17 protein-coding genes are annotated in these 18,629 nt (G+C 73.4%); 12 read left to right on the forward strand and 5 right to left on the reverse strand.

What is annotated here, in order from left to right; all coding sequences use genetic code 11:
• Positions 1–157: 157 nt before the first annotated feature.
• Positions 158–1,087 (reverse strand): NADP-dependent oxidoreductase, encoded by a 930-nt coding sequence (locus AC07FY_RS08940; RefSeq protein ID WP_479002645.1) that lies wholly within the window; start codon positions 1,085–1,087, stop codon positions 158–160.
• A 125-nt stretch (positions 1,088–1,212) separates the two neighbouring features.
• Here AC07FY_RS08940 and AC07FY_RS08945 point away from each other — a divergent pair, with 125 nt between their 5' ends.
• The 10 genes from AC07FY_RS08945 to gatB all read left to right on the forward strand — a co-directional run bounded on the left by AC07FY_RS08945 (position 1,213) and on the right by gatB (position 13,036).
• Positions 1,213–2,247 carry a GlxA family transcriptional regulator gene (locus AC07FY_RS08945; protein WP_479002648.1) on the forward strand — a complete coding sequence of 345 codons (1,035 nt, stop codon included), beginning with the start codon at positions 1,213–1,215 and terminating at the stop codon, positions 2,245–2,247.
• 87 nt (positions 2,248–2,334) lie between these two features.
• Positions 2,335–2,679, forward strand: coding sequence for a DUF1330 domain-containing protein (locus AC07FY_RS08950; RefSeq protein WP_479002651.1), 345 nt, complete (start codon positions 2,335–2,337; stop codon positions 2,677–2,679).
• A 36-nt stretch (positions 2,680–2,715) separates the two neighbouring features.
• A complete protein-coding gene (locus AC07FY_RS08955; protein WP_479002653.1) occupies positions 2,716–3,405 on the forward strand; it encodes an SDR family oxidoreductase in 690 nt (229 codons plus the stop codon).
• The gene (locus AC07FY_RS08960) at positions 3,402–4,397 is read left to right on the forward strand and encodes a methionine synthase (protein WP_479002655.1); all 996 of its coding nucleotides are present in this window, start codon (positions 3,402–3,404) and stop codon (positions 4,395–4,397) included. Before AC07FY_RS08955 ends, AC07FY_RS08960 begins: the two co-directional genes overlap by 4 nt.
• A 30-nt stretch (positions 4,398–4,427) precedes the next feature.
• Positions 4,428–6,626: an NAD-dependent DNA ligase LigA gene (gene ligA, locus AC07FY_RS08965; RefSeq protein WP_479002658.1), complete on the forward strand. Its 2,199-nt coding sequence runs from the start codon at positions 4,428–4,430 to the stop codon at positions 6,624–6,626.
• Between the two features lie 413 nt (positions 6,627–7,039).
• The gene (locus AC07FY_RS08970; protein WP_479002661.1) at positions 7,040–9,220 is read left to right on the forward strand and encodes a putative bifunctional diguanylate cyclase/phosphodiesterase; all 2,181 of its coding nucleotides are present in this window, start codon (positions 7,040–7,042) and stop codon (positions 9,218–9,220) included.
• Between the two features lie 241 nt (positions 9,221–9,461).
• Positions 9,462–9,758: an Asp-tRNA(Asn)/Glu-tRNA(Gln) amidotransferase subunit GatC gene (gene gatC, locus AC07FY_RS08975; RefSeq protein WP_165335824.1), complete on the forward strand. Its 297-nt coding sequence runs from the start codon at positions 9,462–9,464 to the stop codon at positions 9,756–9,758.
• A gap of 5 nt (positions 9,759–9,763) precedes the next feature.
• Positions 9,764–11,263: an Asp-tRNA(Asn)/Glu-tRNA(Gln) amidotransferase subunit GatA gene (gatA, locus tag AC07FY_RS08980; protein WP_479002664.1), complete on the forward strand. Its 1,500-nt coding sequence runs from the start codon at positions 9,764–9,766 to the stop codon at positions 11,261–11,263.
• Positions 11,260–11,505 carry a hypothetical protein gene (locus AC07FY_RS08985; protein WP_479002667.1) on the forward strand — a complete coding sequence of 82 codons (246 nt, stop codon included), beginning with the start codon at positions 11,260–11,262 and terminating at the stop codon, positions 11,503–11,505. Before gatA ends, AC07FY_RS08985 begins: the two co-directional genes overlap by 4 nt.
• 37 nt (positions 11,506–11,542) lie before the next feature.
• Positions 11,543–13,036 carry an Asp-tRNA(Asn)/Glu-tRNA(Gln) amidotransferase subunit GatB gene (gene gatB / locus AC07FY_RS08990; RefSeq protein ID WP_479003190.1) on the forward strand — a complete coding sequence of 498 codons (1,494 nt, stop codon included), beginning with the start codon at positions 11,543–11,545 and terminating at the stop codon, positions 13,034–13,036.
• A 72-nt stretch (positions 13,037–13,108) separates the two neighbouring features.
• Here the strand turns inward: gatB and AC07FY_RS08995 are convergent, their stop codons facing one another.
• Both AC07FY_RS08995 and AC07FY_RS09000 read right to left on the reverse strand, forming a co-directional pair.
• The gene (locus tag AC07FY_RS08995) at positions 13,109–13,705 is read right to left on the reverse strand and encodes a GNAT family N-acetyltransferase (RefSeq protein ID WP_479002669.1); all 597 of its coding nucleotides are present in this window, start codon (positions 13,703–13,705) and stop codon (positions 13,109–13,111) included.
• Complete coding sequence (locus AC07FY_RS09000; protein WP_479002672.1) at positions 13,702–15,867, reverse strand: penicillin acylase family protein; 2,166 nt, start codon at positions 15,865–15,867, stop codon at positions 13,702–13,704. Before AC07FY_RS09000 ends, AC07FY_RS08995 begins: the two co-directional genes overlap by 4 nt.
• Positions 15,868–15,919: 52 nt before the next feature.
• Between AC07FY_RS09000 and AC07FY_RS09005 the strand changes: the two genes are divergently transcribed.
• The gene (locus AC07FY_RS09005; RefSeq protein ID WP_479002675.1) at positions 15,920–16,654 is read left to right on the forward strand and encodes a siderophore-interacting protein; all 735 of its coding nucleotides are present in this window, start codon (positions 15,920–15,922) and stop codon (positions 16,652–16,654) included.
• 60 nt (positions 16,655–16,714) lie between these two features.
• Here AC07FY_RS09005 and AC07FY_RS09010 read toward each other — a convergent pair whose 3' ends face one another.
• Complete coding sequence (locus tag AC07FY_RS09010; RefSeq protein WP_479002678.1) at positions 16,715–17,260, reverse strand: DinB family protein; 546 nt, start codon at positions 17,258–17,260, stop codon at positions 16,715–16,717.
• A gap of 56 nt (positions 17,261–17,316) precedes the next feature.
• Complete coding sequence (locus AC07FY_RS09015; protein WP_479002681.1) at positions 17,317–18,111, reverse strand: GNAT family N-acetyltransferase; 795 nt, start codon at positions 18,109–18,111, stop codon at positions 17,317–17,319.
• A gap of 60 nt (positions 18,112–18,171) precedes the next feature.
• On the opposite strand from AC07FY_RS09015, the gene AC07FY_RS09020 reads away from it, so the two are divergent.
• Complete coding sequence (locus AC07FY_RS09020) at positions 18,172–18,582, forward strand: cupin domain-containing protein (RefSeq protein WP_479002684.1); 411 nt, start codon at positions 18,172–18,174, stop codon at positions 18,580–18,582.
• The last annotated feature ends 47 nt before the right edge of the window (positions 18,583–18,629 follow it).

Here is an 18,629-nt window from a genome sequence, read left to right on the forward strand (position 1 = left end):
TGTCGGGGCGCCCGAGTACGTCCCGTACACGGGCGCCCCTGCGCCGTGCGATGCACGGCACCGGACGCCGCGGGCCTGACCGGCGCCACTTCGACGACAGGACCCAGGGCCCGGGCGCCGCCACCGTCCGGAGCCCGGCCGCACGGTCATCCTGCGGTCAGCCCTGGGCGACCGTCAGGACGATCTTGCCGGTGGTGCGGCCCAGCTCGCCGATCTCGTGGGCCCTCGCGGCCTGATCCAGCGGCAGCACCGTGTCGACCAGCGGCTCCAGCAGGCCCTGCTCGGCCAGGGCCGCGATCTCCTGCAGGCCCTTCAGGTCGGGCTCCACCAGCAGCCAGGACGCGCGCACCCCGTCGGCGTCGGCCGGGACGGAGTCCGGGCCGGGCAGCGAGATCAGGTGCCCGCCGGGCTTGAGGACCCGCAGGGAGCGCCGGGCGGTCTCGCCGCCCAGCGCGTCCAGCACCACGTCCACGTCCGAGACCGTCTCGGTGAAGTCCTGCGAGCGGTAGTCGACCAGCTCGTCGGCGCCCAGCCCCCGCAGCAGCTCGTGCTTGGCGGCACTGGCCGTGCCGATGACGTACGCACCGCGCGCCTTCGCGATCTGCACGGCCAGGTGGCCGACCCCGCCGGCCGCCGCGTGCACCAGCACCCGCTGCCCGGCGGTGACGCCCGCGGTGTCCACCAGCGCCTGCCAGGCGGTCAGCGCCGCCAGCGGCAGGGCGGCGGCCCGCACGTGGTCGAGGGAGGCGGGCTTGGGGGCGAAGTGCCGGGCCGGGGCCACGACGTACTCGGCGTAGCCGCCGGCCTGCCGCGGGAAGAGGGGCATCCCGTACACCGCGTCGCCCGGGGCGTACAGGGTCACGCCGGGACCGACCGCCTCGACGGTGCCCGACACGTCCCAGCCGACGATCGGGGTCTCGCCCCAGGCGATCAGGGCGCCGCTGGCCCGGGTCTTCCAGTCGACCGGGTTCACCCCGGCCGCGTGGACGCGCACCAGGATCTCGTTCAGACCCGGTTCGGGCCGCTCGACCTCCCGCTCGACCAGGTTCTCCGGGCCGCCCCACTGGTTCACGACGATCGCGCGCATCCGTCCGCCTCATTTCCGTTCGCTTGCGTGATGTTCCGGGCCGTTGCCCGGCGACATCCCCAGATTCGGGCGTCGTGCACCGCGATGGTGTTGGCTGTTTGGCCACTATGGGACAGGATCTGGCCATGCAGGAGACCCGGGAGCAGCCCACCGCCACCGAGCCGGCCCCGGCGCCCGCAAGCGGCTCCGCCGGACGCCACCTGGTCGCGGTGCTCGCCCTGCCCGGCGTCCCCCCGTTCGAGCTCGGCATCCCCTCCCGCGTCTTCGGCAGCGCGGTGGACGAGGACGGCGAGGCCCTCTACGAGGTCGTGGTCTGCACCGCCGACGGCGGGCCGGTGCTCAGCGACGCCGGGTTCACCATCCAGCCCGCGGCGGGTCCCGAAGCCCTCGCCGGCGCCGACACCGTGATCCTCCCGCCCACCCACGCCATGCCCGAGCTGGCCCGCGGCGGGCCGCTGCCCCCCGAGGTGTCCGCCGCCCTCGCCGGGATCCGCCCCGGAACCCGCCTGGTCTCGATCTGCACCGGCTCCTACGTGCTCGCCGCCACCGGCCGCCTCGACGGGCGCCGCGCGACCACCCACTGGAACCTGGCCCCCGAGTTCCGCCGGGCCTACCCCCGCGTCCGCGTCGACGAGGACGTCCTCTTCGTCGACGACGGCGACGTCCTGACGTCCGCCGGCGTCGCCGCCGGGGTCGACCTGTGCCTGCACCTCATCCGCACCGACCACGGCGCCGTCGTCACCAACCGGGCCGCCCGCATGTGCGTCGTACCGCCCTGGCGCGACGGCGGCCAGGCCCAGTACATCGACCGGCCCGTCCCCGAGCCCACCGTCGCCACGACCACCGCCACCCGCACCTGGGCCCTGGAACGCCTCGCCGAGCCCCTCACCCTGGCCGAGCTGGCCACCCACGCCCGGATGAGCCTGCGCACCTTCACCCGGCGGTTCCGGGACGAGGTTGGCATGACCCCGGTCCAGTGGCTCACCACCCAGCGCCTGGAGGTCGCCCGCCACCTCCTGGAGTCCACCGACCTGCCGGTCGACCTCGTCGCCCACCGGGCCGGCTTCGGCTCCGGCAACTCCCTGCGCCAGCACATGCGGTCCGCCCTCGGCGTCTCCCCGATCGGCTACCGGCGCACCTTCCAGCCGGCCCCGGCATGACCCGCGAGGTAATCGCCGCCCCGGCCGCGCCCTGACAGCATCAGGGCAACGGCCCGCACCACCGGGCCCCGTGACAGGGGAGCAGCCATGACCGCCTACGCCGTCGCCCACCTCCGGCCCGAGACGATGAACGAGGACGTCCTCACCTACATCGAGACCATCCAGTCGACGATGGACCCCTTCGGGGGCCGCTTCCTCGTCCACGGCAAGGAGGTCGAGGTGCTGGAGGGCCCCTTCCCCGGCACCGTCGTCATCATCGGCTTCCCCGACATCGAGCGGGCCCGCGCCTGGTACGCCTCCGAGGCGTACCAGGCGATCCTCCCGCTGCGCACCGGCCACATCGCGGGCGAGGCGTTCCTCGTCGAGGGCGTCGCCGCCGACTACGACGCGGGCCGCACGGCCGCCGCCCTGCGCGAGGCCGCGGGCCTCTGACCACGGGCGGCCGGCCGGGGGTGCGAGCATGGCCGTATGGCTACTCACCTGATCACCGGTGCCGGGTCCGGCATCGGCGCCGCCGTCGCCGCCCGGCTGCACGCCCGCGGCGACGACCTCGTCCTCCTCGCCCGCGACGCCGCGCGCGGCAAGCAGCTCGTCGAGCGGTACCCCGGGGCGGGCGTGCTCGTCGGCGACCTCGCCGACCCCGACCGGCTCTCCTGGGCGTTCTCCAAGCAGGCCGTCCCCGAGCGGATCGACTCGCTGCTGCACATCGCCGGGATCGTGGACCTCGGCCCGGTCGGCGAGCTGCGGCCCAAGACCTGGCACCAGCAGCTCAACGTCAACCTGATCGCCCCCGCCGAGGTCACCCGGCTGCTGCTGCCCACCCTGCGCGCCTCGAAGGCCACCATCGTCTTCGTGAACTCCGGCGCCGGGCTGCGCGCCCACGCCGACTGGAGCGCCTACGCCGCCTCCAAGCACGGGCTGAAGGCCCTCGCCGACTCGCTGCGGGAGGAGGAGAAGGCGAACGGGATCCGCGTGACCTCCGTCTACCCGGGGCGCACCGCCAGCCCCATGCAGGCCAAGGTGCACTCCCAGGAGGGCAAGGACTACGACCCGGCCGCCTGGATCGACCCCGAGTCCGTGGCGACCACCGTCGTCATGGCCCTGGACCTGCCGCGCGACGCCCAGGTCGACGACGTGTCCGTCAGGCCCGGCCGATGAGCGGGGGCGCCACCGGGATCGGTTCGCTGCCCGGCGGGGACGCCCGTGAGGCCGCGAGGACCGTGACGGGCTCCTTCGAGGAGTTCCCCCACCTCGCCGAGCTGCCCGCCCGCGGCCCCGGCGCGGACATGATCGGCCGCTCCCTCGGGCTGCTGGTCGACATGTACGCGCACGTCGAGCCCAGCGGCTGGCGGGTGAGCGACCGCCCGGGCCGCGACAGCAGGCGGGCACGGTCCTGGCTCGGCGAGGACCTCGACGCCCTGGAGGAGTTCACCCAGGGGTACACCGGCCGGCTCAAGGTCCAGGCCGTCGGGCCGTGGACGCTGGCCGCGGCCCTGGAGCTGCACGGCGGCGAGGCCGTGCTCCAGGACGCCGGGGCCTGCCGGGACCTGGCCGCGTCGCTGGCCGAGGGCCTGCGCGCGCACCTGGCCGACGTACGCAAGCGGATCCCCGGCGCGCAGGTCGTCCTGCAGTTCGACGAGCCGTCGCTGACCGCGGTACTCCTCGGGCGGGTGCGGTCCGCGAGCGGGTACCGGACGTACCGCGCGGTCGACCGGCAGGTCGTCGAGGGCACGCTCCGGGACCTCTTCGCCGTCACCGACGCCGTCGGGGGCGGTGAGGTGATCGTGCACTCCTGCGCCCCCGAGGTGCCCTTCGGGCTGCTGCGGAGGGCCGGCGCCGCAGGAGTGTCGTTCGATTTCTCGCTGCTCACCGAGCGCGAGGACGACACCATCGGCGAAGCCGTCGAGGGCGGGACGAAACTCTACGCCGGAGTGGTGCCGGGCACCGACGGCCCGTTGTCGGACCCTGCCGGTAGCGTCATGGGTGTCAGGAAGCTCTGGCGCAGGCTGGGGCTGGCCCCGGGGACTCTCGCGGAGTCCGTGGTGGTCACCCCGTCGTGCGGTCTGGCGGGCGCTTCACCCGCCTACGCCCGCGCGGTGCAGGCGCACTGCGTCAGGGCGGCGAGGTCGCTCGCCGACAACCCTGAGTGACGGTCGAGACGGGCCACGGGAGGACACGGCATGGCAGCCGAACAGCAGGACACGGCAGTACCGGCGGCGGTGCGCGAGCAGCACGCGCTGCTCGCCGAGCAGATCGAGGAGCACCGCTTCCGGTACTACGTGAACGACCAGCCGGTCGTGAGCGACGCCGAGTTCGACACGCTGCTGCGCTCGCTGGAGGCACTGGAGGAGGAGTACCCGGAGCTGCGCACGCCCGACTCGCCCACCCAGAAGGTGGCCGGGGCGTACGAGACGGACTTCGCCTCCGTCCGGCACCGGGAGCGGATGCTCTCCCTGGACAACGCCTTCGACGAGGAGGAACTGTCCGCCTGGGCCGACCGGGTGGCCCGGGACGTGAACACCCGGGACTACCACTACCTGTGCGAGCTAAAGGTGGACGGCCTCGCCGTCAACCTCACCTACGAGAACGGCCGGCTGACCCGCGCCGCCACCCGCGGCGACGGCCGCACTGGTGAGGACATCACGCCCAACGTCCGCACCATCGCGGAGATCCCGGACCGGCTGAAGGGCGAGCGGATCCCGGCGCTCGTCGAGATCCGCGGCGAGGTCTACTTCCCGATGGAGAAGTTCGAGGAGCTCAACGCCCGGCTCGTGGAGGCGGAGGGCAAGCCCTTCGCCAACCCGCGCAACGCGGCGGCCGGCTCCCTGCGCCAGAAGGACCCCAAGGTCACGGCGAGCCGGCCGCTCCACATGGTCGTGCACGGCATCGGCGCCCGCGAGGGCCTCGAGATCGAGTACCAGTCCCAGGCGTACGAGCTGCTGCGCGAGTGGGGCCTGCCGACCGCCCGGCACAACAAGGTGGTCTCCACCCTCGAGGAGGTCCGCGCGTTCATCGCGTACTTCGGCGAGAACCGGCACTCCGTGGAGCACGAGATCGACGGCGTCGTCGTCAAGCTCGACGAGATCGCCCTTCAGGGGCGGCTCGGTTCCACGGCGCGGGCCCCGCGCTGGGCGATCGCCTGGAAGTACGCGCCCGAGGAGGTCAACACCAAGCTCCTCGACATCAAGGTCGGTGTCGGCCGCACCGGCCGCGTGACCCCGTACGCGCAGGTCGAACCGGTAACGGTGGCGGGTTCCGAGGTCGAGTTCGCGACCTTGCACAACCAGGAGGTCGTCAAGGCCAAGGGCGTGCTCATCGGCGACACCGTCGTCCTGCGCAAGGCGGGCGACGTCATCCCCGAGATCCTCGGGCCGGTGGTCGACCTGCGCGACGGCAGCGAGCGGGAGTTCGTGATGCCCGCCCACTGCCCGGCGTGCGGGACGGAGCTGCGGCCGATGAAGGAGGGGGACATCGACGTCCGGTGCCCCAACGCGCAGACCTGCCCCGCCCAGCTGCGCGAGCGGCTGTTCTACCTGGGCGGCCGGCAGTCCCTGGACATCGAGAACTTCGGCATGGTGGCGGCGGCCGCGCTCACCGGCCCGCTGGAGCCCGCCCGGCCGCCGCTGCGGGACGAGGGCGACCTTTTCGGGCTGACCATCGAGGACCTGCTGCCCATCAAGGCCTACGTCCTGGACCCGGACAGCGGCCTGCCCAAGCGGGACCCGAAGACGGGCGAGGAGAAGATCGTCACGGTCTTCGCCAACCAGAAGGGCGAGCCGAAGAAGAACGCCCTGGCGATGCTGGAGAACATCGCCGCCGCCAAGCAGCGCCCGCTCGCCCGCATCATCAACGGCCTGTCGATCCGCCACGTCGGCCCGGTGGCCGCCGAGGCGCTCGCCCGCGAGTTCCGCTCCATCGAGCGCATCGAGCAGGCCACCGAGGAGGAGCTGACCGCCACCGACGGGGTCGGCGCGATCATCGCGGCCTCCCTCAAGGAGTGGTTCGCCGTCGACTGGCACCAGGAGATCCTGCGCAAGTGGCGGGAGGCGGGCGTCCGGATGGAGGAGGAGGGTTCCGCCGAGGAGGAGGGGCCGCGCCCCCTCGAAGGACTGACCGTCGTTGTCACGGGCACCCTGCAGGGCCACACCCGCGACGGTGCGAAGGAGGCCCTGCAGAGCCGCGGGGCCAAGGTCACCGGGTCGGTGTCGAAGAAGACCTCCTTCGTGGTGGTCGGCGACAACCCGGGCTCGAAGTACGACAAGGCCGTGCAGCTGAAGCTGGCCATCCTCGACGACGCCGGGTTCGAGGTCCTGCTGGAGCAGGGCCCGGACGCCGCGCGCGAGGCGGCGCTCCCGGTGGACGGCGGCGGAGCGCAGTAGCGGAGCGCGGCGACGGCCGCCGGGCGAGCGCACCGGCGGCTCCGCGGACGGGCCGCGGAGGTCGGCAGACGCGCGGCGTGCGGCCGTACGGGCGGGCGCATGCCCGGTGGCGGCGTTCGGTGGTGAACGGCCGGTACAAGGCTGGTGGCGGGCAGGTGAACTGTCGGATCATCAGACCGAGGAGCGCGGGGTCCTGGTCCGAACTCACCCGTTCGGCGGATACCGTACTGATGAGGATGGCCGGGTCGCATTCGGGCAACCACCGCCGACCGCTGCCCCTGGGACCCTCCCGCGTCCTACTGTTGTGGGGTGCGCCTGTCGTGCACGGCTGCCGGACGTGATCCCGGCCCGTGATGGCACGACATCCGGGCCATCGCGTGACATCGGCATCGCCGGCTGTGAGAGGGACGGGCATGAAACCCACCGAAAGCGCCGACCCGTCACCTGAATTCGGCGGGGACATCCCGTCCATGCGGGCGGGCCGGCCGGGTGTCCTGGGGAAGAGGACGCCGGAGAGCCGGGCGCACGGCGCCGGTGCGGAGGAAAGGGGACGGCGCGGCGTGCTGCCCTTCGCCGTCGTGGGCCTGGCCGTCGCGGTGCTCACCACCGGTGTCGTCTCCGCCCTGACCGGCCGTCACGCGCTGTTCCCCGGCGGGGCGGTGGGCTGGGCGCTCGCCCTGCTCACCGGCGTCATCGTCGGCCACCTGGTCGCCCTGGGCCGCGACCGCTGGTGGGGCGGCACCGGCTCGGGCGCGGCGCTCACCCTCGGCGTGCTCCTGCTCTACGGCTGGGTGCCCGCCGGGCTCGTCTCGCTCGCCGTGGTCTCCCTCGTCGGAGCCGCCCGCCGGCACCGCTGGCGGCAGGGGCTGCTGCACGGGTCCGCGGACATCCTCGGCATCGGCGCGGGAGCCCTCGTGCTCGCCGCCTTCGGCGAGACGCCCTCTGTGGAGAACCCGTGGCGCCCCACCACCTGGGAGATCGACGCGGTACCCGAGATCGTCCTCGTGGCGGTCGCCTACCTGCTCACCACCCGGGTCCTGCTGTGGGTCGCGCTGACCCGGCGCGGCGCCGGCCTGCCCACCGCCGCCCGCACCGCGCTGCTGCGCCAGGCGTTAGTCGCGGTCGCGCTGCTCGGAATCGCCCCGCTGATCTGCGTCGTCGCGGTCACCCAGCCGGTTCTGCTGCCCCTGTTCGCCGTACCGCTGATCGCCCTGGACTCCACCCTGTGGATCGCCCGGGCACGCGCCGAGGAACAGCTGCGGGACCCGCTGACCGGGCTGCCGAACCGGCAGTGGCTGCTGGAACGGGCCTGGACCGCGCTGGACGAGGCCGAACGCCTGGGCACCCGGGCGGCCCTCGTGCTGATCGACCTGGACCGCTTCCGGGCGGTCAACGACACCCTCGGCCACCTCGCGGGGGACCGGCTGCTCCTGCAGATCGCCGACCGGCTGCGCCAGGCGCTGCCCGAGGACGCCGAGGCGGCCCGGCTCGGCGGGGACGAGTTCGCCGTCCTGCTGCCCGTCGCCGACTCCACCACCAGCGCCCAGCGGATCGCCCGCCACCTGGTGGCGGAGCTCAGCTCCCCGCTGGACCTGGACGGCCTCACGCTCGTCCTGGAGGCCAGCGCCGGCCTCGCCGTCTTCCCCGACCACGCCCTGGACGCCGAGGGACTGCTGCGCCGCGCCGACGTCGCGATGTACCAGGCGAAGCGCGACCGCACGGGCGTGGAGGTCTACGAGTCCAAGCGGGACAGCAACACCCCCGACCGGCTGGGCCTCCTCGGCGACCTCCGCCGGGCCCTCGACGCCGGGGAAGTGGAACTGCACTACCAGCCGAAGGTCCGCTTCGACGGGCAGGTGGCCGGGCTCGAGGCCCTGGTGCGATGGGTGCATCCGGAACGCGGGAGGGTCTCCCCGGACGAGTTCATCGCGATCGCGGAGACCTCCGGGCTGATGCCGCACCTGACGGAGTACGTCCTGGAGACGGCCCTCGCGCAGGTCGCGCGGTGGCGGGCCCAGGGCCTGAAGGTGCCGGTCGCCGTCAACGTCTCGCCGCGCGACGTCCACACGCCCGGGTTCGCCGGAGCGGTGGCCGCGCGGTTGGCCCGGCACGGGGTCCCGGCGAGCGGCCTCCAGCTGGAGATAACGGAGCACGTGCTGCTGGAGGACCCGCAGCGGGCGGCGGACACCATGGCCGGCCTCACGGGCCACGGCGTGAAGATGTCCCTGGACGACTTCGGCACCGGCTACTCCTCGCTGGTCCACCTGAGGCGGCTGCCCGTCAGCGAGCTGAAGATCGACCGCTCGTTCGTGGGCCGGCTCGCCGTCGACGCGCAGGACGCCGAGATCGTCCGCTGCACGGTCGACCTCGCCCACTCGCTGGGCCTGCTCGTGGTCGCCGAGGGCGTGGAGGACGACGAGACCTGGGAGCGGCTGCGGGACCTGGGCTGCGACGCGGTGCAGGGCTGGCTGGTCGCCGCCGCCATGCCCCCGCAGGAGGCCACGGCATGGCTCCTCGCCCGGGGCGAGCGCGGCTGGCGGCGCCCCGCCGACATCTCGGCGGAACTCGCCGCGGCCGAGGCCGAAGCCATGTGACCGCCCTGCGCCACCGGGCTCCCGCCCGGGGGCCGGCATCCGTCCGCACCCGTGAGCGCTGGGGATCCGGCCCCGCCGGCGGACGGGGCGCCGGCCCGGGCGGCGACCGGCACGCCCCGCGCCGCGCCCCGTACGGCCGTCCCGCGCGGCGGGCACGGCAAACCGTTTAGCGGGTCAGGGGGCGGGCCCCATAGGATTGGGCCCGAAACCTACACGCTCACCACCCCCAGAGGATCGCTGCATGCCTGGCATCACGCGCGAGGAGGTCGCCCACCTCGCTCGGCTGGCACGTCTGGAGCTCAAGGCCGAAGAGCTGGAACACTTCGCCGGACAGCTCGACGACATCATCGGCGCGGTCGCCCGCGTATCCGAGGTCGCCGACCAAGACGTACCGCCGACCTCCCACCCGCTGCCCCTGACGAACGTCATGCGCGCGGACGAGGTCCGTCCTTCGCTCACCCCCGAGCAGGCGCTCTCCGGCGCTCCCGCACAGGAGCAGCAGCGTTTCAAGGTGCCGCAGATCCTGGGGGAGGACTAATCACCATGGCTGACACCCACATCATCAAGCTCACGGCCGCCGAGACCGCCGAGAAGATCGCCTCCGGCGAGCTCACGGCCGTCGAGGTCACCGAGGCCCACCTGGCCCGCATCGACGCGACCGACGAGAAGGTCCACGCCTTCCTGCACGTCGACCGCGAAGGCGCCCTCGCCCAGGCCCGCGCCGTCGACGCCAAGCGCACCGCCGGTGAGCCCCTCGGCCCGCTGGCCGGGGTACCCCTCGCCCTGAAGGACATCTTCACCACCGTCGGGGTCCCGACCACCGTCGGCTCGAAGATCCTCGAAGGCTGGATCCCGCCCTACGACGCCACCCTGACGCGCAAGCTGAAGGAAGCCGGCGTCGTGATCCTCGGCAAGACCAACATGGACGAGTTCGCCATGGGGTCGTCGACGGAGAACAGCGCCTACGGCCCGACCGGCAACCCGTGGGACCTCACCCGGATCCCCGGCGGCTCCGGCGGCGGCTCCGCGGCCGCGCTCGCCGCCTACCAGGCACCCCTCGCCATTGGCACGGACACCGGCGGCTCCATCCGCCAGCCCGCCGCCGTCACCGGAACCGTCGGCGTGAAGCCGACGTACGGCGGCGTCTCCCGCTACGGCATGGTCGCCTTCTCCTCCTCCCTCGACCAGGGCGGTCCCTGCGCCCGCACGGTCCTGGACGCCGCGCTGCTCCACGAGGTCATCGCCGGCCACGACCCGCTCGACTCCACCTCCATCGACGCCCCGGTCCCGCCGGTCGTCGAGGCCGCCCGCAACGGCTCCGTCGCCGGAATGCGCGTCGGTGTGGTCAAGCAGTTCGCCGGTGAGGGCTACCAGGCCGGTGTCGTCCAGCGGTTCAACGAGTCGGTGGAGCTCCTCAAGGAGCTCGGCGCCGAGATCGTCGAGCTGGATTGCCCCTCCTTCGACCTCGCGATGGCGGCGTACTACCTCATCGCCCCCTCCGAGTGCTCCTCCAACCTGGCCCGCTTCGACGCCATGCGCTACGGCCTGCGCGTCGGCGACGACGGCACCAGGTCTGCGGAGGACGTCACCGCCCTGACCCGCGAGGCCGGCTTCGGCGACGAGGTCAAGCGCCGCGTCATCCTCGGCACGTACGCACTCAGCTCCGGCTACTACGACGCGTACTACGGCTCGGCCCAGAAGGTCCGCACGCTCATCACCCAGGACTTCGAGAAGTCCTTCGAGCGGGTCGACGTGATCGTCTCCCCGACGACCCCGACCACCGCCTTCCCCATCGGCGAGCGCTCCGACGACCCCCTCGCCATGTACCTGGCGGACCTGTGCACCATCCCGACCAACCTGGCCGGCAACTCCGCCATGTCGCTGCCCTGCGGCCTGGCCCCGGAGGACGGTCTCCCGGTCGGGCTCCAGATCATCGCCCCCGCGATGAAGGACGACCGGCTCTACAAGGTCGGCGCCGCCGTCGAGGCCGCCTTCGTCGCCCGCTGGGGGCACCCGCTGCTTGAGGAGGCACCGTCCCTGTGAGCACCAGTGCACTGTCCAAGGCCAAGGGCTTCAAGAAGTCCAAGTCCGGTACCTACCTGTCGATCGGCACCACCGCCTTCGGCGCGATCAGCGTGATCAAGCAGGCCAGGAAGGCCCGTACGGACAACGACATGCTGAAGCTCGTCGACGCCGCCGTGTCCGCCGCCGCCATCGTCACCGGTCTCGCGATCCTGTACCGCGAGCTGAAGCGCCTGGGCGACGACGACGTCCTGCTGGGCTGAGAGGGAAAGTTTCACCGTGAGCACCTACACCGAACTGATGTCGTACGAGGACGCCCTCGCGTCGTACGACCCCGTCATGGGCCTCGAGGTCCATGTCGAGCTCGGCACCAGGACCAAGATGTTCTGCGGCTGTTCCACCGAGCTGGGCGCCGAGCCCAACTCGCAGACCTGCCCGACCTGTCTGGGTCTGCCCGGCTCCCTGCCGGTCGTCAACGCGATCGGCGTCGAGTCCGCCGTCAAGATCGGCCTCGCGCTGAACTGCGAGATCGCCGAGTGGTGCCGCTTCGCCCGGAAGAACTACTTCTATCCGGACATGCCGAAGAACTTCCAGACCTCCCAGTACGACGAGCCCATCGCCTTCAACGGCTACCTGGACGTCCAGCTGGAGGACGGCGAGGTCTTCCGCGTGGAGATCGAGCGCGCCCACATGGAGGAGGACACCGGCAAGTCGCTGCACGTCGGCGGCGCCACCGGCCGTATCCACGGCGCGTCCCACTCCCTGCTGGACTACAACCGCGCCGGCATCCCGCTCATCGAGATCGTCACCAAGCCGATCGAGGGCGCGGGCGCACGGGCCCCCGAGGTCGCCAAGGCGTACGTCGCCGAGCTGCGCGAGGTCATCAAGGCGCTCGGCGTCTCCGAGGCCCGCATGGACAAGGGCCAGATGCGCTGCGACGTGAACCTGTCGCTGCGCCCGACCCCCGAGTCGGAGTTCGGCACCCGCAGCGAGACGAAGAACGTCAACTCGCTGCGCTCCGTCGAGCGCGCGGCCCGCTTCGAGATCCAGCGCCACGCGGCCGTGCTCAGCGGCGGCGGCTCGATCGTGCAGGAGACCCGGCACTTCCACGAGGAGGACGGTTCCACCACGGCCGGCCGCATCAAGGACAACGCCGAGGACTACCGGTACTTCCCCGAGCCGGACCTCGTCCCGGTGGCCCCGGCCCGCGCATGGGTCGAGGAGCTGCGCGCGACCCTGCCGGAGATGCCGCGGGTGCGCCGCAACCGGCTCCGCGAGGAGTGGGGCGTCACCGAGCACGACATGCAGTCGATCCTCAACGCGGGCGCGGTGGACTCCATCGTCGCCACGATCGAGGCGGGCGCCGACCCGGCCGCCGCACGCAAGTGGTGGATGGGCGAGCTGGCCCGCAACGCCAACGAGCAGGGCGTCGTCGTCGACGAGCTGCCGATCACCCCGGCGCAGGTCGCCCGGGTCGCGGAGCTGGTCGCGGCCGGCGAGCTGAACGACAAGCTGGCCCGCCAGGTCCTCGAAGGCGTCCTTGCCGGCGAGGGCACCCCGGACGAGGTCGTCGACAAGCGCGGCCTGAAGGTCGTCTCGGACGAGGGCGCGCTCGGCGCGGCCGTGGACGAGGCCATCGCGGGCAACGCGGCCATCGCCGACAAGATCCGCGGCGGCAAGGTCGCGGCCGTGGGCGCGCTGGTGGGCGCGGTCATGAAGACCACCCGCGGTCAGGCCGACGCCGCGCGCGTCAAGGAGCTCATCCTGGAGCGCCTGGGCGTGTCCGGGGGCTGACCGCTCCGCTGTTCGCGCGAAGGGGCCGTACCCGGCGTTTTCCGGGTACGGCCCCTTCGCGCTGCCCCGCCGTCAGCCGGCTGCGGGCGCCGGCGCACCGAGGAAGCACAGGCGGGCCCGCTTGGCGGGGAGGTACACCTCGGGCAGGTCTATCTCCGGGAGTTCGATCTCCGGGCCGAGCGTGAAGCCGGTCCGCTCCAGGCGGGCGATGGCCTTGTCGTTGCGGGCGTCCGGTTCGGCGACGACGCGCCGGGTGCGGCCGTCGGAGAAGAGGAAGCCGATGAAGGCCGTCATCAGCCCGGCGCTGAACCCCTGTTCGGGGCCGGCGTCGTGGGGGGCGACCAGCAGGTGGACGCCGGTGTCACCCGGCTGGACCTCATAGCACTCGCCGACCCGGTCCTCCGCGCAGTCGTACGTCTGGAACAGCGCGACCGGCACCCCGTCGCGGGCCACCATGAACGCGTGGTGCGTAGTGCGGCGGTCGACGTCCTCGTAGATCTCCTGGACGAGTTCCCGGCTCGCCCCGCCCATGCCCCAGAAACGGGCCCGCTCCTGCGTGACCCAGCCGTGGATCAGGGCGGAGTCGGCGGCCGGGTCGACCGGCCTGATGGTCACGGTGCCGAAGCCCTCGACGAGCTGGCTGTAGACGGGCTGTCCGGTCGAGATCATGCGGATTCCTTGGTGAGACGGGCCCAGTCGGTGACGACGGGGACGAGTTCGCAGCGCGCCCAGAGGGGGAGCTGGTCACGGTGGTGGGGGGCGCCGGGGACGCCGTCCGCGCCGAGCGGGACCGCCCAGAGGCTGTCCTCGCGGCGGGCGAGGTCCCAGACGTAGCGGGCCGCCGACGCGCGGGAGCTGAGGTCGGTGAAACCGGGGACGGACGAGGTGGCGTTGACGCAGTCGTGGTCGCCGCCGAGGCCGGGCCACTCGGCTGCCGGGTCCGGCAGCGCCGACCAGGGGGCGAGGCGGTGCACCTCTGCCCAGGGCACGTCGGCCGCGCCGGCCGCCGCCGTCTCCTCCAGGGCGGCCCGGACGTGCGCGGCGCGGTCGAGGCCGGGCAGGAGGGAGGTGGTGAGCAGTCCCTCCAGGGCGTATCCGATCCGGGGGACCAGATACAGCCAGGGGTGGAACACCTCCGGGCCGGTGGGGGCCGCGGCCAGGTCCGCGAAGACGGGGTCCGCGGCGAGGCGGCGTACGGTCGCGGTCCGGAAGGCCGAGAAGACGGTCGCGTCGGTGCTGTCGGCCGCCATGTGCCGGTCCCAGTCCAGCAGCCGGGCGCGCAGGGCCGCCGCGGCGGGGGACAGCGTGTCGGGCTCGGGCAGCAGGGCGAGCAGCGGCTCGGCGGAGGCCAGGTGGGTGTCCGCGTGTACGCCGGCCATCGCCTCCGGCGACCAGTCGGCGGAGCCGCTGAGCAGTTCGCGGATCCGGTTGGCGCGGTGCGGGGGCGCGAACTCCACGCCGAGCGGGGAGGCGATGCCCCGGGCGTTCGCCATGACCGCGAAGCCCTGCACGGGCTCGACGGGGGTCTCGGCCCAGCCCTGCCAGGCGTGGCGCGGATCCCAGGCGGCCACGGGGCGCAGCCGGTTGGCGCGGTCGCGCAGCGGCACGGCGCCCGCGACGCGGTGCAGCAGGCCGCCCTCGGAGTCGGCGGCGTGGACGACGTTGACGGGCTCCGCCCAGCCGTCGAGGGCGCGGTCGATGTCGGCGACGGTGCGGGCGCGCAGCAGGGCCGGCAGGGCGGCGAAGCCGAGGTCCTCGCGGACGCGGGGCGGGTAGCGCAGCGAGAGCGTCCGGCCGTCCTCGTTGACGACGACCGGGCCTCGGGCGGTCTCCAGGACTTCGACCTCGACCTCGGTGGTGGTCCCGTGCGCGCCCTCGGCGCCCGCCACGGTGAGGGTCTCGGTGTGCCGGGCGACGGCCTCCCAGACGCCGTCCGGGCCGAGGGCCTCGAGCGAGGGGCCCTCGCCGCGCAGCCGCTCGGTGTACAGGTCCTGGTAGTCCGCCATCGCGTTGGTGATGGCCCAGGCGGCGGAGCCGGTGTGCCCGAAGTGGGCGAGGCCGGGGACGCCGGGGACGGCCAGCCCGAGCACGTCGTACTCCGGGCAGGACAGACGTATCTGCTGGTAGACGCCCGGGTCCTCGATGAACCGGTGCGGGTCGCCCGCGATGATGGCGGCGCCCGTGGCGGTGCGGTCGCCGGGCACCATCCAGCCGTTGCTGCCGGCGGTGCCGGGGCCGTCGGTGGCGAAGAGGGTGACCGCGTCCTCGCCCAGGGCGCGGGCCACCCGGTCGCGCCACAGCTTGGTGGCGAAGCCGGCGAACAGGATGTGGGTGGCGGTCCAGACCGCCAGCGGGACCCAGGGCTCCCAGGGGGCGGGGGTCAGGCCGGTGCGGGCGAAACGCCCGTCGCGGGCGGCGCCGGCGGCGAGTCCGGCGTTGACCCCGTCCACGTACGCGCGGACCCAGGCGGCGGTCTCGGGGTCGTCGGCGTCCAGGGCCCGGTAGCAGCGGCGGGCGGTGTCGGCGATGCGGCTCTGGCGGGCGAACCGGTCCCAGGGCACGCAGTCCGCACCGAGGAAGGAGGCGCTGGAGCCCTGGGCGCGGTGCCGTTCGACCTCCAGCTGCCAGGCGCGGTCGAGCGCGGTGGTGCGGCCCTGGGCGTAGGCCAGGGCGAGGGCGTCGCGGGCACGCAGGTGGGGAACGCCCCAGGGGTCGCGGAAGACCTCGTGGGTCCCGTACGCTGCGCGGGCCTCCTCGGCGCCGCCGCCCTCGCGGTCGTCGCTGCGCGCGCCGCTCTCGCTGCTGGTCACACTGCTCACACTCTTCCCCATGGTGCTTAGGTTAGGCTGACCTAACTATAGGGTGTCAGGGGAGGGGCTGGACATGGCGGTCGGCAAGGGCTGGGAGGGCGTGGTCCTCAAACTGCTGCGGGGCAAGGACTTCACCTTCACGGTGACGGGGGCGCAGGACGTCACGGAGCACTACCGCCGGGTGCACTTCACGGACGGCGGGCTGCTCGCCGCTGTGGGGGAGTCGCTGCACCCCACGATGTGGGTGCGCGTGTGGTTCGAGGGCGCGGGCAAGCCGCACCAGCGCGCCTACACCCTGGTGGACCCGGATCCGCGAACCGGCACCTTCTCCTTCGAGTTCGCCCTCCACGACGGCGTCGCCAGCGCCTGGGCGCGCACGGCCCGGCCGGGCGACACCGTCGAGGCCACCGTGCAGGGGACGGGGTTCACCGCGCCCGAGCCGGCCCCCGAGCGGCTGCTGGTCATCGGCGACGCGGCCTCGCTCCCGGCGGTCAACTCCCTGCTGGACGCCTATCCGCAGACCCCGGCCACGGTCTGGTTCGAGACCCAGCACGCCTCCGACGAGGGACTGCCGCTGCGGGCGCATCCGGAGCGGCACGACATCCGCCGGGTGGAGCGGGCCGGGACGGCACTGGCTGACCGGGTCCGGGCGGAGCTGCCGGAACTGACCGGCCCCGACCCGGCCTCGGCGTACGTCTGGCTCGCCTGCGACACGGAGACGACCCGCGCGCTCACGGCGTACCTGCGCAAGGACCTCGCCCTGCCGAAGCAGCGGGTGAACGCGCTGGGCTACTGGCGCCCGGCCTGAGCCGAGCGCCCGGCGGCGGTACGCCGGCCGCCGCTGCCGGGGGCGGCGTGGTGGTGCGGCTCAGGAGCCGGTGGCCCCGTCGATGGCCTCGCGGAGGAGGTCGGCGTGGCCGTTGTGCCGGGCGTACTCGTGGACGAGGTGGAGCAGGAGCATGCGCAGCGAAGCCTCCTTCCCCCAACTCGGCACCGTGGCCGTCACGTCGAGCGAGGGGGCCTCGGCTTCGATGCGGCGGGAGTGGGCGACCTCCGCCTCCCACGCGGCGAACGCCTCCGCGCGGCCGCAGCCGGTGGTGTCGTAGGCGGCCTGGAAGTCGTGGCTGTCCGACCACAGGTGCGGGATCTCCTCGCCGTTCAGCACCCGGCGGAACCAGTGCCGCTCGACCTCCGCCATGTGCCGGACCAGGCCCAGCAGCGACAGGGTGGACGGCGGCATCGAGGCGCGGCGCAGCTGCTCGTCGGTCAGGCCCTCGCATTTCCAGGCCAGGGTGGCCCGGTGGTAGTCGAGGTAGGCGGTGAGGGTCTCGCGCTCGTCGCCGGTGAGGGGCGGGTCGATCCGTGCGGACGGTTCCATCTGTTCCCTGCGTTCGGTGCCGTCGGTGCGTTCCATGGGGTCGATCCTGCCCGTCGGCCCGCCGTGCCGGAAGACGCGTGCGGGCCCATCGCTCAGGCCGTGGACCGGATGTAGGGGGTGGTCACCCCCAGCACCTGGAAGCCGAGCCTCTCCAGGATCGGACGGCTGTCGGCCGACGCGTCCACCTGGAGGTAGGGGATGCCGAGCTCCGCCGCCACGCGCGCCCGGTGGGCCACCAGCACGCGGTAGATGCCGCAGCCGCGCCACCGGGGGTCCGTGCCGCCGCCCCACAGGCCGGCGAACGGCGTGCCCGGCCGCATCTCCATGCGGGCCGCGCTGACCGGGGTCCCGCCCGCCATCGCCACCACGGCGGCGACGGAGTCCGGCTCCTCCCGCAGCAGGCTCAGCAGCTGCTCCCGGATGTGCGGCCGCCGTGTGCCGAAGGCCCGGGCGTGGACCTCCATCATCAGGTCCACCCCCGCCTCGTCCGTCACCACCCGCAGGGTCACGCCCTCGGGCGGTTCCACCGGCAGCCGGGCCAGCGCGGCCGTCCTGCCCACCATCAGCGTCTCGGCGGGCTCGGGGACGAAACCCGCCGCCCGCAACCGCGCCCCCAGGTCCGCGGGCCGGTCGTGGCCGTACAGCTTCCACTCGAACTCGCCGGCCCCCAGCCCCGTGAAGTACGCGATCTGCGCGGCGATCTCCGCGTCCGCCGTCTCCTCGTCGAGGTCCGACCAGAGCACGCCGTTCCAGCCGAGGCCGGGGACGCTCTGGCGCACGACCCGGCCGACCCGCTCCACCCGGGCCTCCGCAGCGTCCGGCCGTGCGTCGCGGCGCATCCGGGTGTCGTACGCGGCCCGCACCGCCAGGAGTTCTTCGCCGTCCATGGTCACCGCCCCAGCTGACCAGTGCCGGCCGGGCGGCACAACTGCATTAGCCTCACCCCCGTGAACGACGACTCCACCATCTACACCGGCAAGGCCGCCCCCGACGCGGCCGCCGACCGCGGCTGGCTCCTCGGCCACTTCAAAGACCCCGCCGACCCCCGCCACAGCCAGGACGTGGAGATCAAGTGGGGGGTCCACCCGAAGGGCGACCGGCGGGAGCGCTGGGCGACCGCGGAGAAGCGCACCGCGCTGCTGGTGCTGATCAGCGGCCGCTTCCGGCTGGAGTTCCCCGGGCGGACCGTCGTCCTCGCCGAACAGGGCGACTACGTGCTCTGGGGGCGCGGCGTCGACCACTCCTGGTACGCGGAGGAGGACGCCGTGGTCCTCACCGTCCGATGGCCCTCGATCCCGGGCTACCGGGTCGACGAGCCGGACGACCGGGACCGGGATCCGGACCCGGACCCGCTGTGACCATGCACACGAAACGGACCAACGATCACGAAACGCTGAGATCGTTG

Source organism: Streptomyces sp. NPDC045967 (genome assembly GCF_056430495.1).

Bases quoted from the DNA above. Each gene is read 5' to 3' on its own strand.
- AC07FY_RS08940 (WP_479002645.1), bottom strand. From the start codon at position 1,087: ATGCGCGCGATCGTCGTGAACCAGTGGGGCGGCCCGGAGAACCTGGTC.
- AC07FY_RS08945 (WP_479002648.1), top strand. From the start codon at position 1,213: ATGCAGGAGACCCGGGAGCAGCCCACCGCCACCGAGCCGGCCCCGGCG.
- AC07FY_RS08950 (WP_479002651.1), top strand. From the start codon at position 2,335: ATGACCGCCTACGCCGTCGCCCACCTCCGGCCCGAGACGATGAACGAG.
- AC07FY_RS08955 (WP_479002653.1), top strand. From the start codon at position 2,716: ATGGCTACTCACCTGATCACCGGTGCCGGGTCCGGCATCGGCGCCGCC.
- AC07FY_RS08960 (WP_479002655.1), top strand. From the start codon at position 3,402: ATGAGCGGGGGCGCCACCGGGATCGGTTCGCTGCCCGGCGGGGACGCC.
- ligA (WP_479002658.1), top strand. From the start codon at position 4,428: ATGGCAGCCGAACAGCAGGACACGGCAGTACCGGCGGCGGTGCGCGAG.
- AC07FY_RS08970 (WP_479002661.1), top strand. From the start codon at position 7,040: ATGAAACCCACCGAAAGCGCCGACCCGTCACCTGAATTCGGCGGGGAC.
- gatC (WP_165335824.1), top strand. From the start codon at position 9,462: ATGCCTGGCATCACGCGCGAGGAGGTCGCCCACCTCGCTCGGCTGGCA.
- gatA (WP_479002664.1), top strand. From the start codon at position 9,764: ATGGCTGACACCCACATCATCAAGCTCACGGCCGCCGAGACCGCCGAG.
- gatB (WP_479003190.1), top strand. From the start codon at position 11,543: ATGTCGTACGAGGACGCCCTCGCGTCGTACGACCCCGTCATGGGCCTC.
- AC07FY_RS08995 (WP_479002669.1), bottom strand. From the start codon at position 13,705: ATGATCTCGACCGGACAGCCCGTCTACAGCCAGCTCGTCGAGGGCTTC.
- AC07FY_RS09000 (WP_479002672.1), bottom strand. From the start codon at position 15,867: ATGGGGAAGAGTGTGAGCAGTGTGACCAGCAGCGAGAGCGGCGCGCGC.
- AC07FY_RS09005 (WP_479002675.1), top strand. From the start codon at position 15,920: ATGGCGGTCGGCAAGGGCTGGGAGGGCGTGGTCCTCAAACTGCTGCGG.
- AC07FY_RS09010 (WP_479002678.1), bottom strand. From the start codon at position 17,260: ATGGAACGCACCGACGGCACCGAACGCAGGGAACAGATGGAACCGTCC.
- AC07FY_RS09015 (WP_479002681.1), bottom strand. From the start codon at position 18,111: ATGGACGGCGAAGAACTCCTGGCGGTGCGGGCCGCGTACGACACCCGG.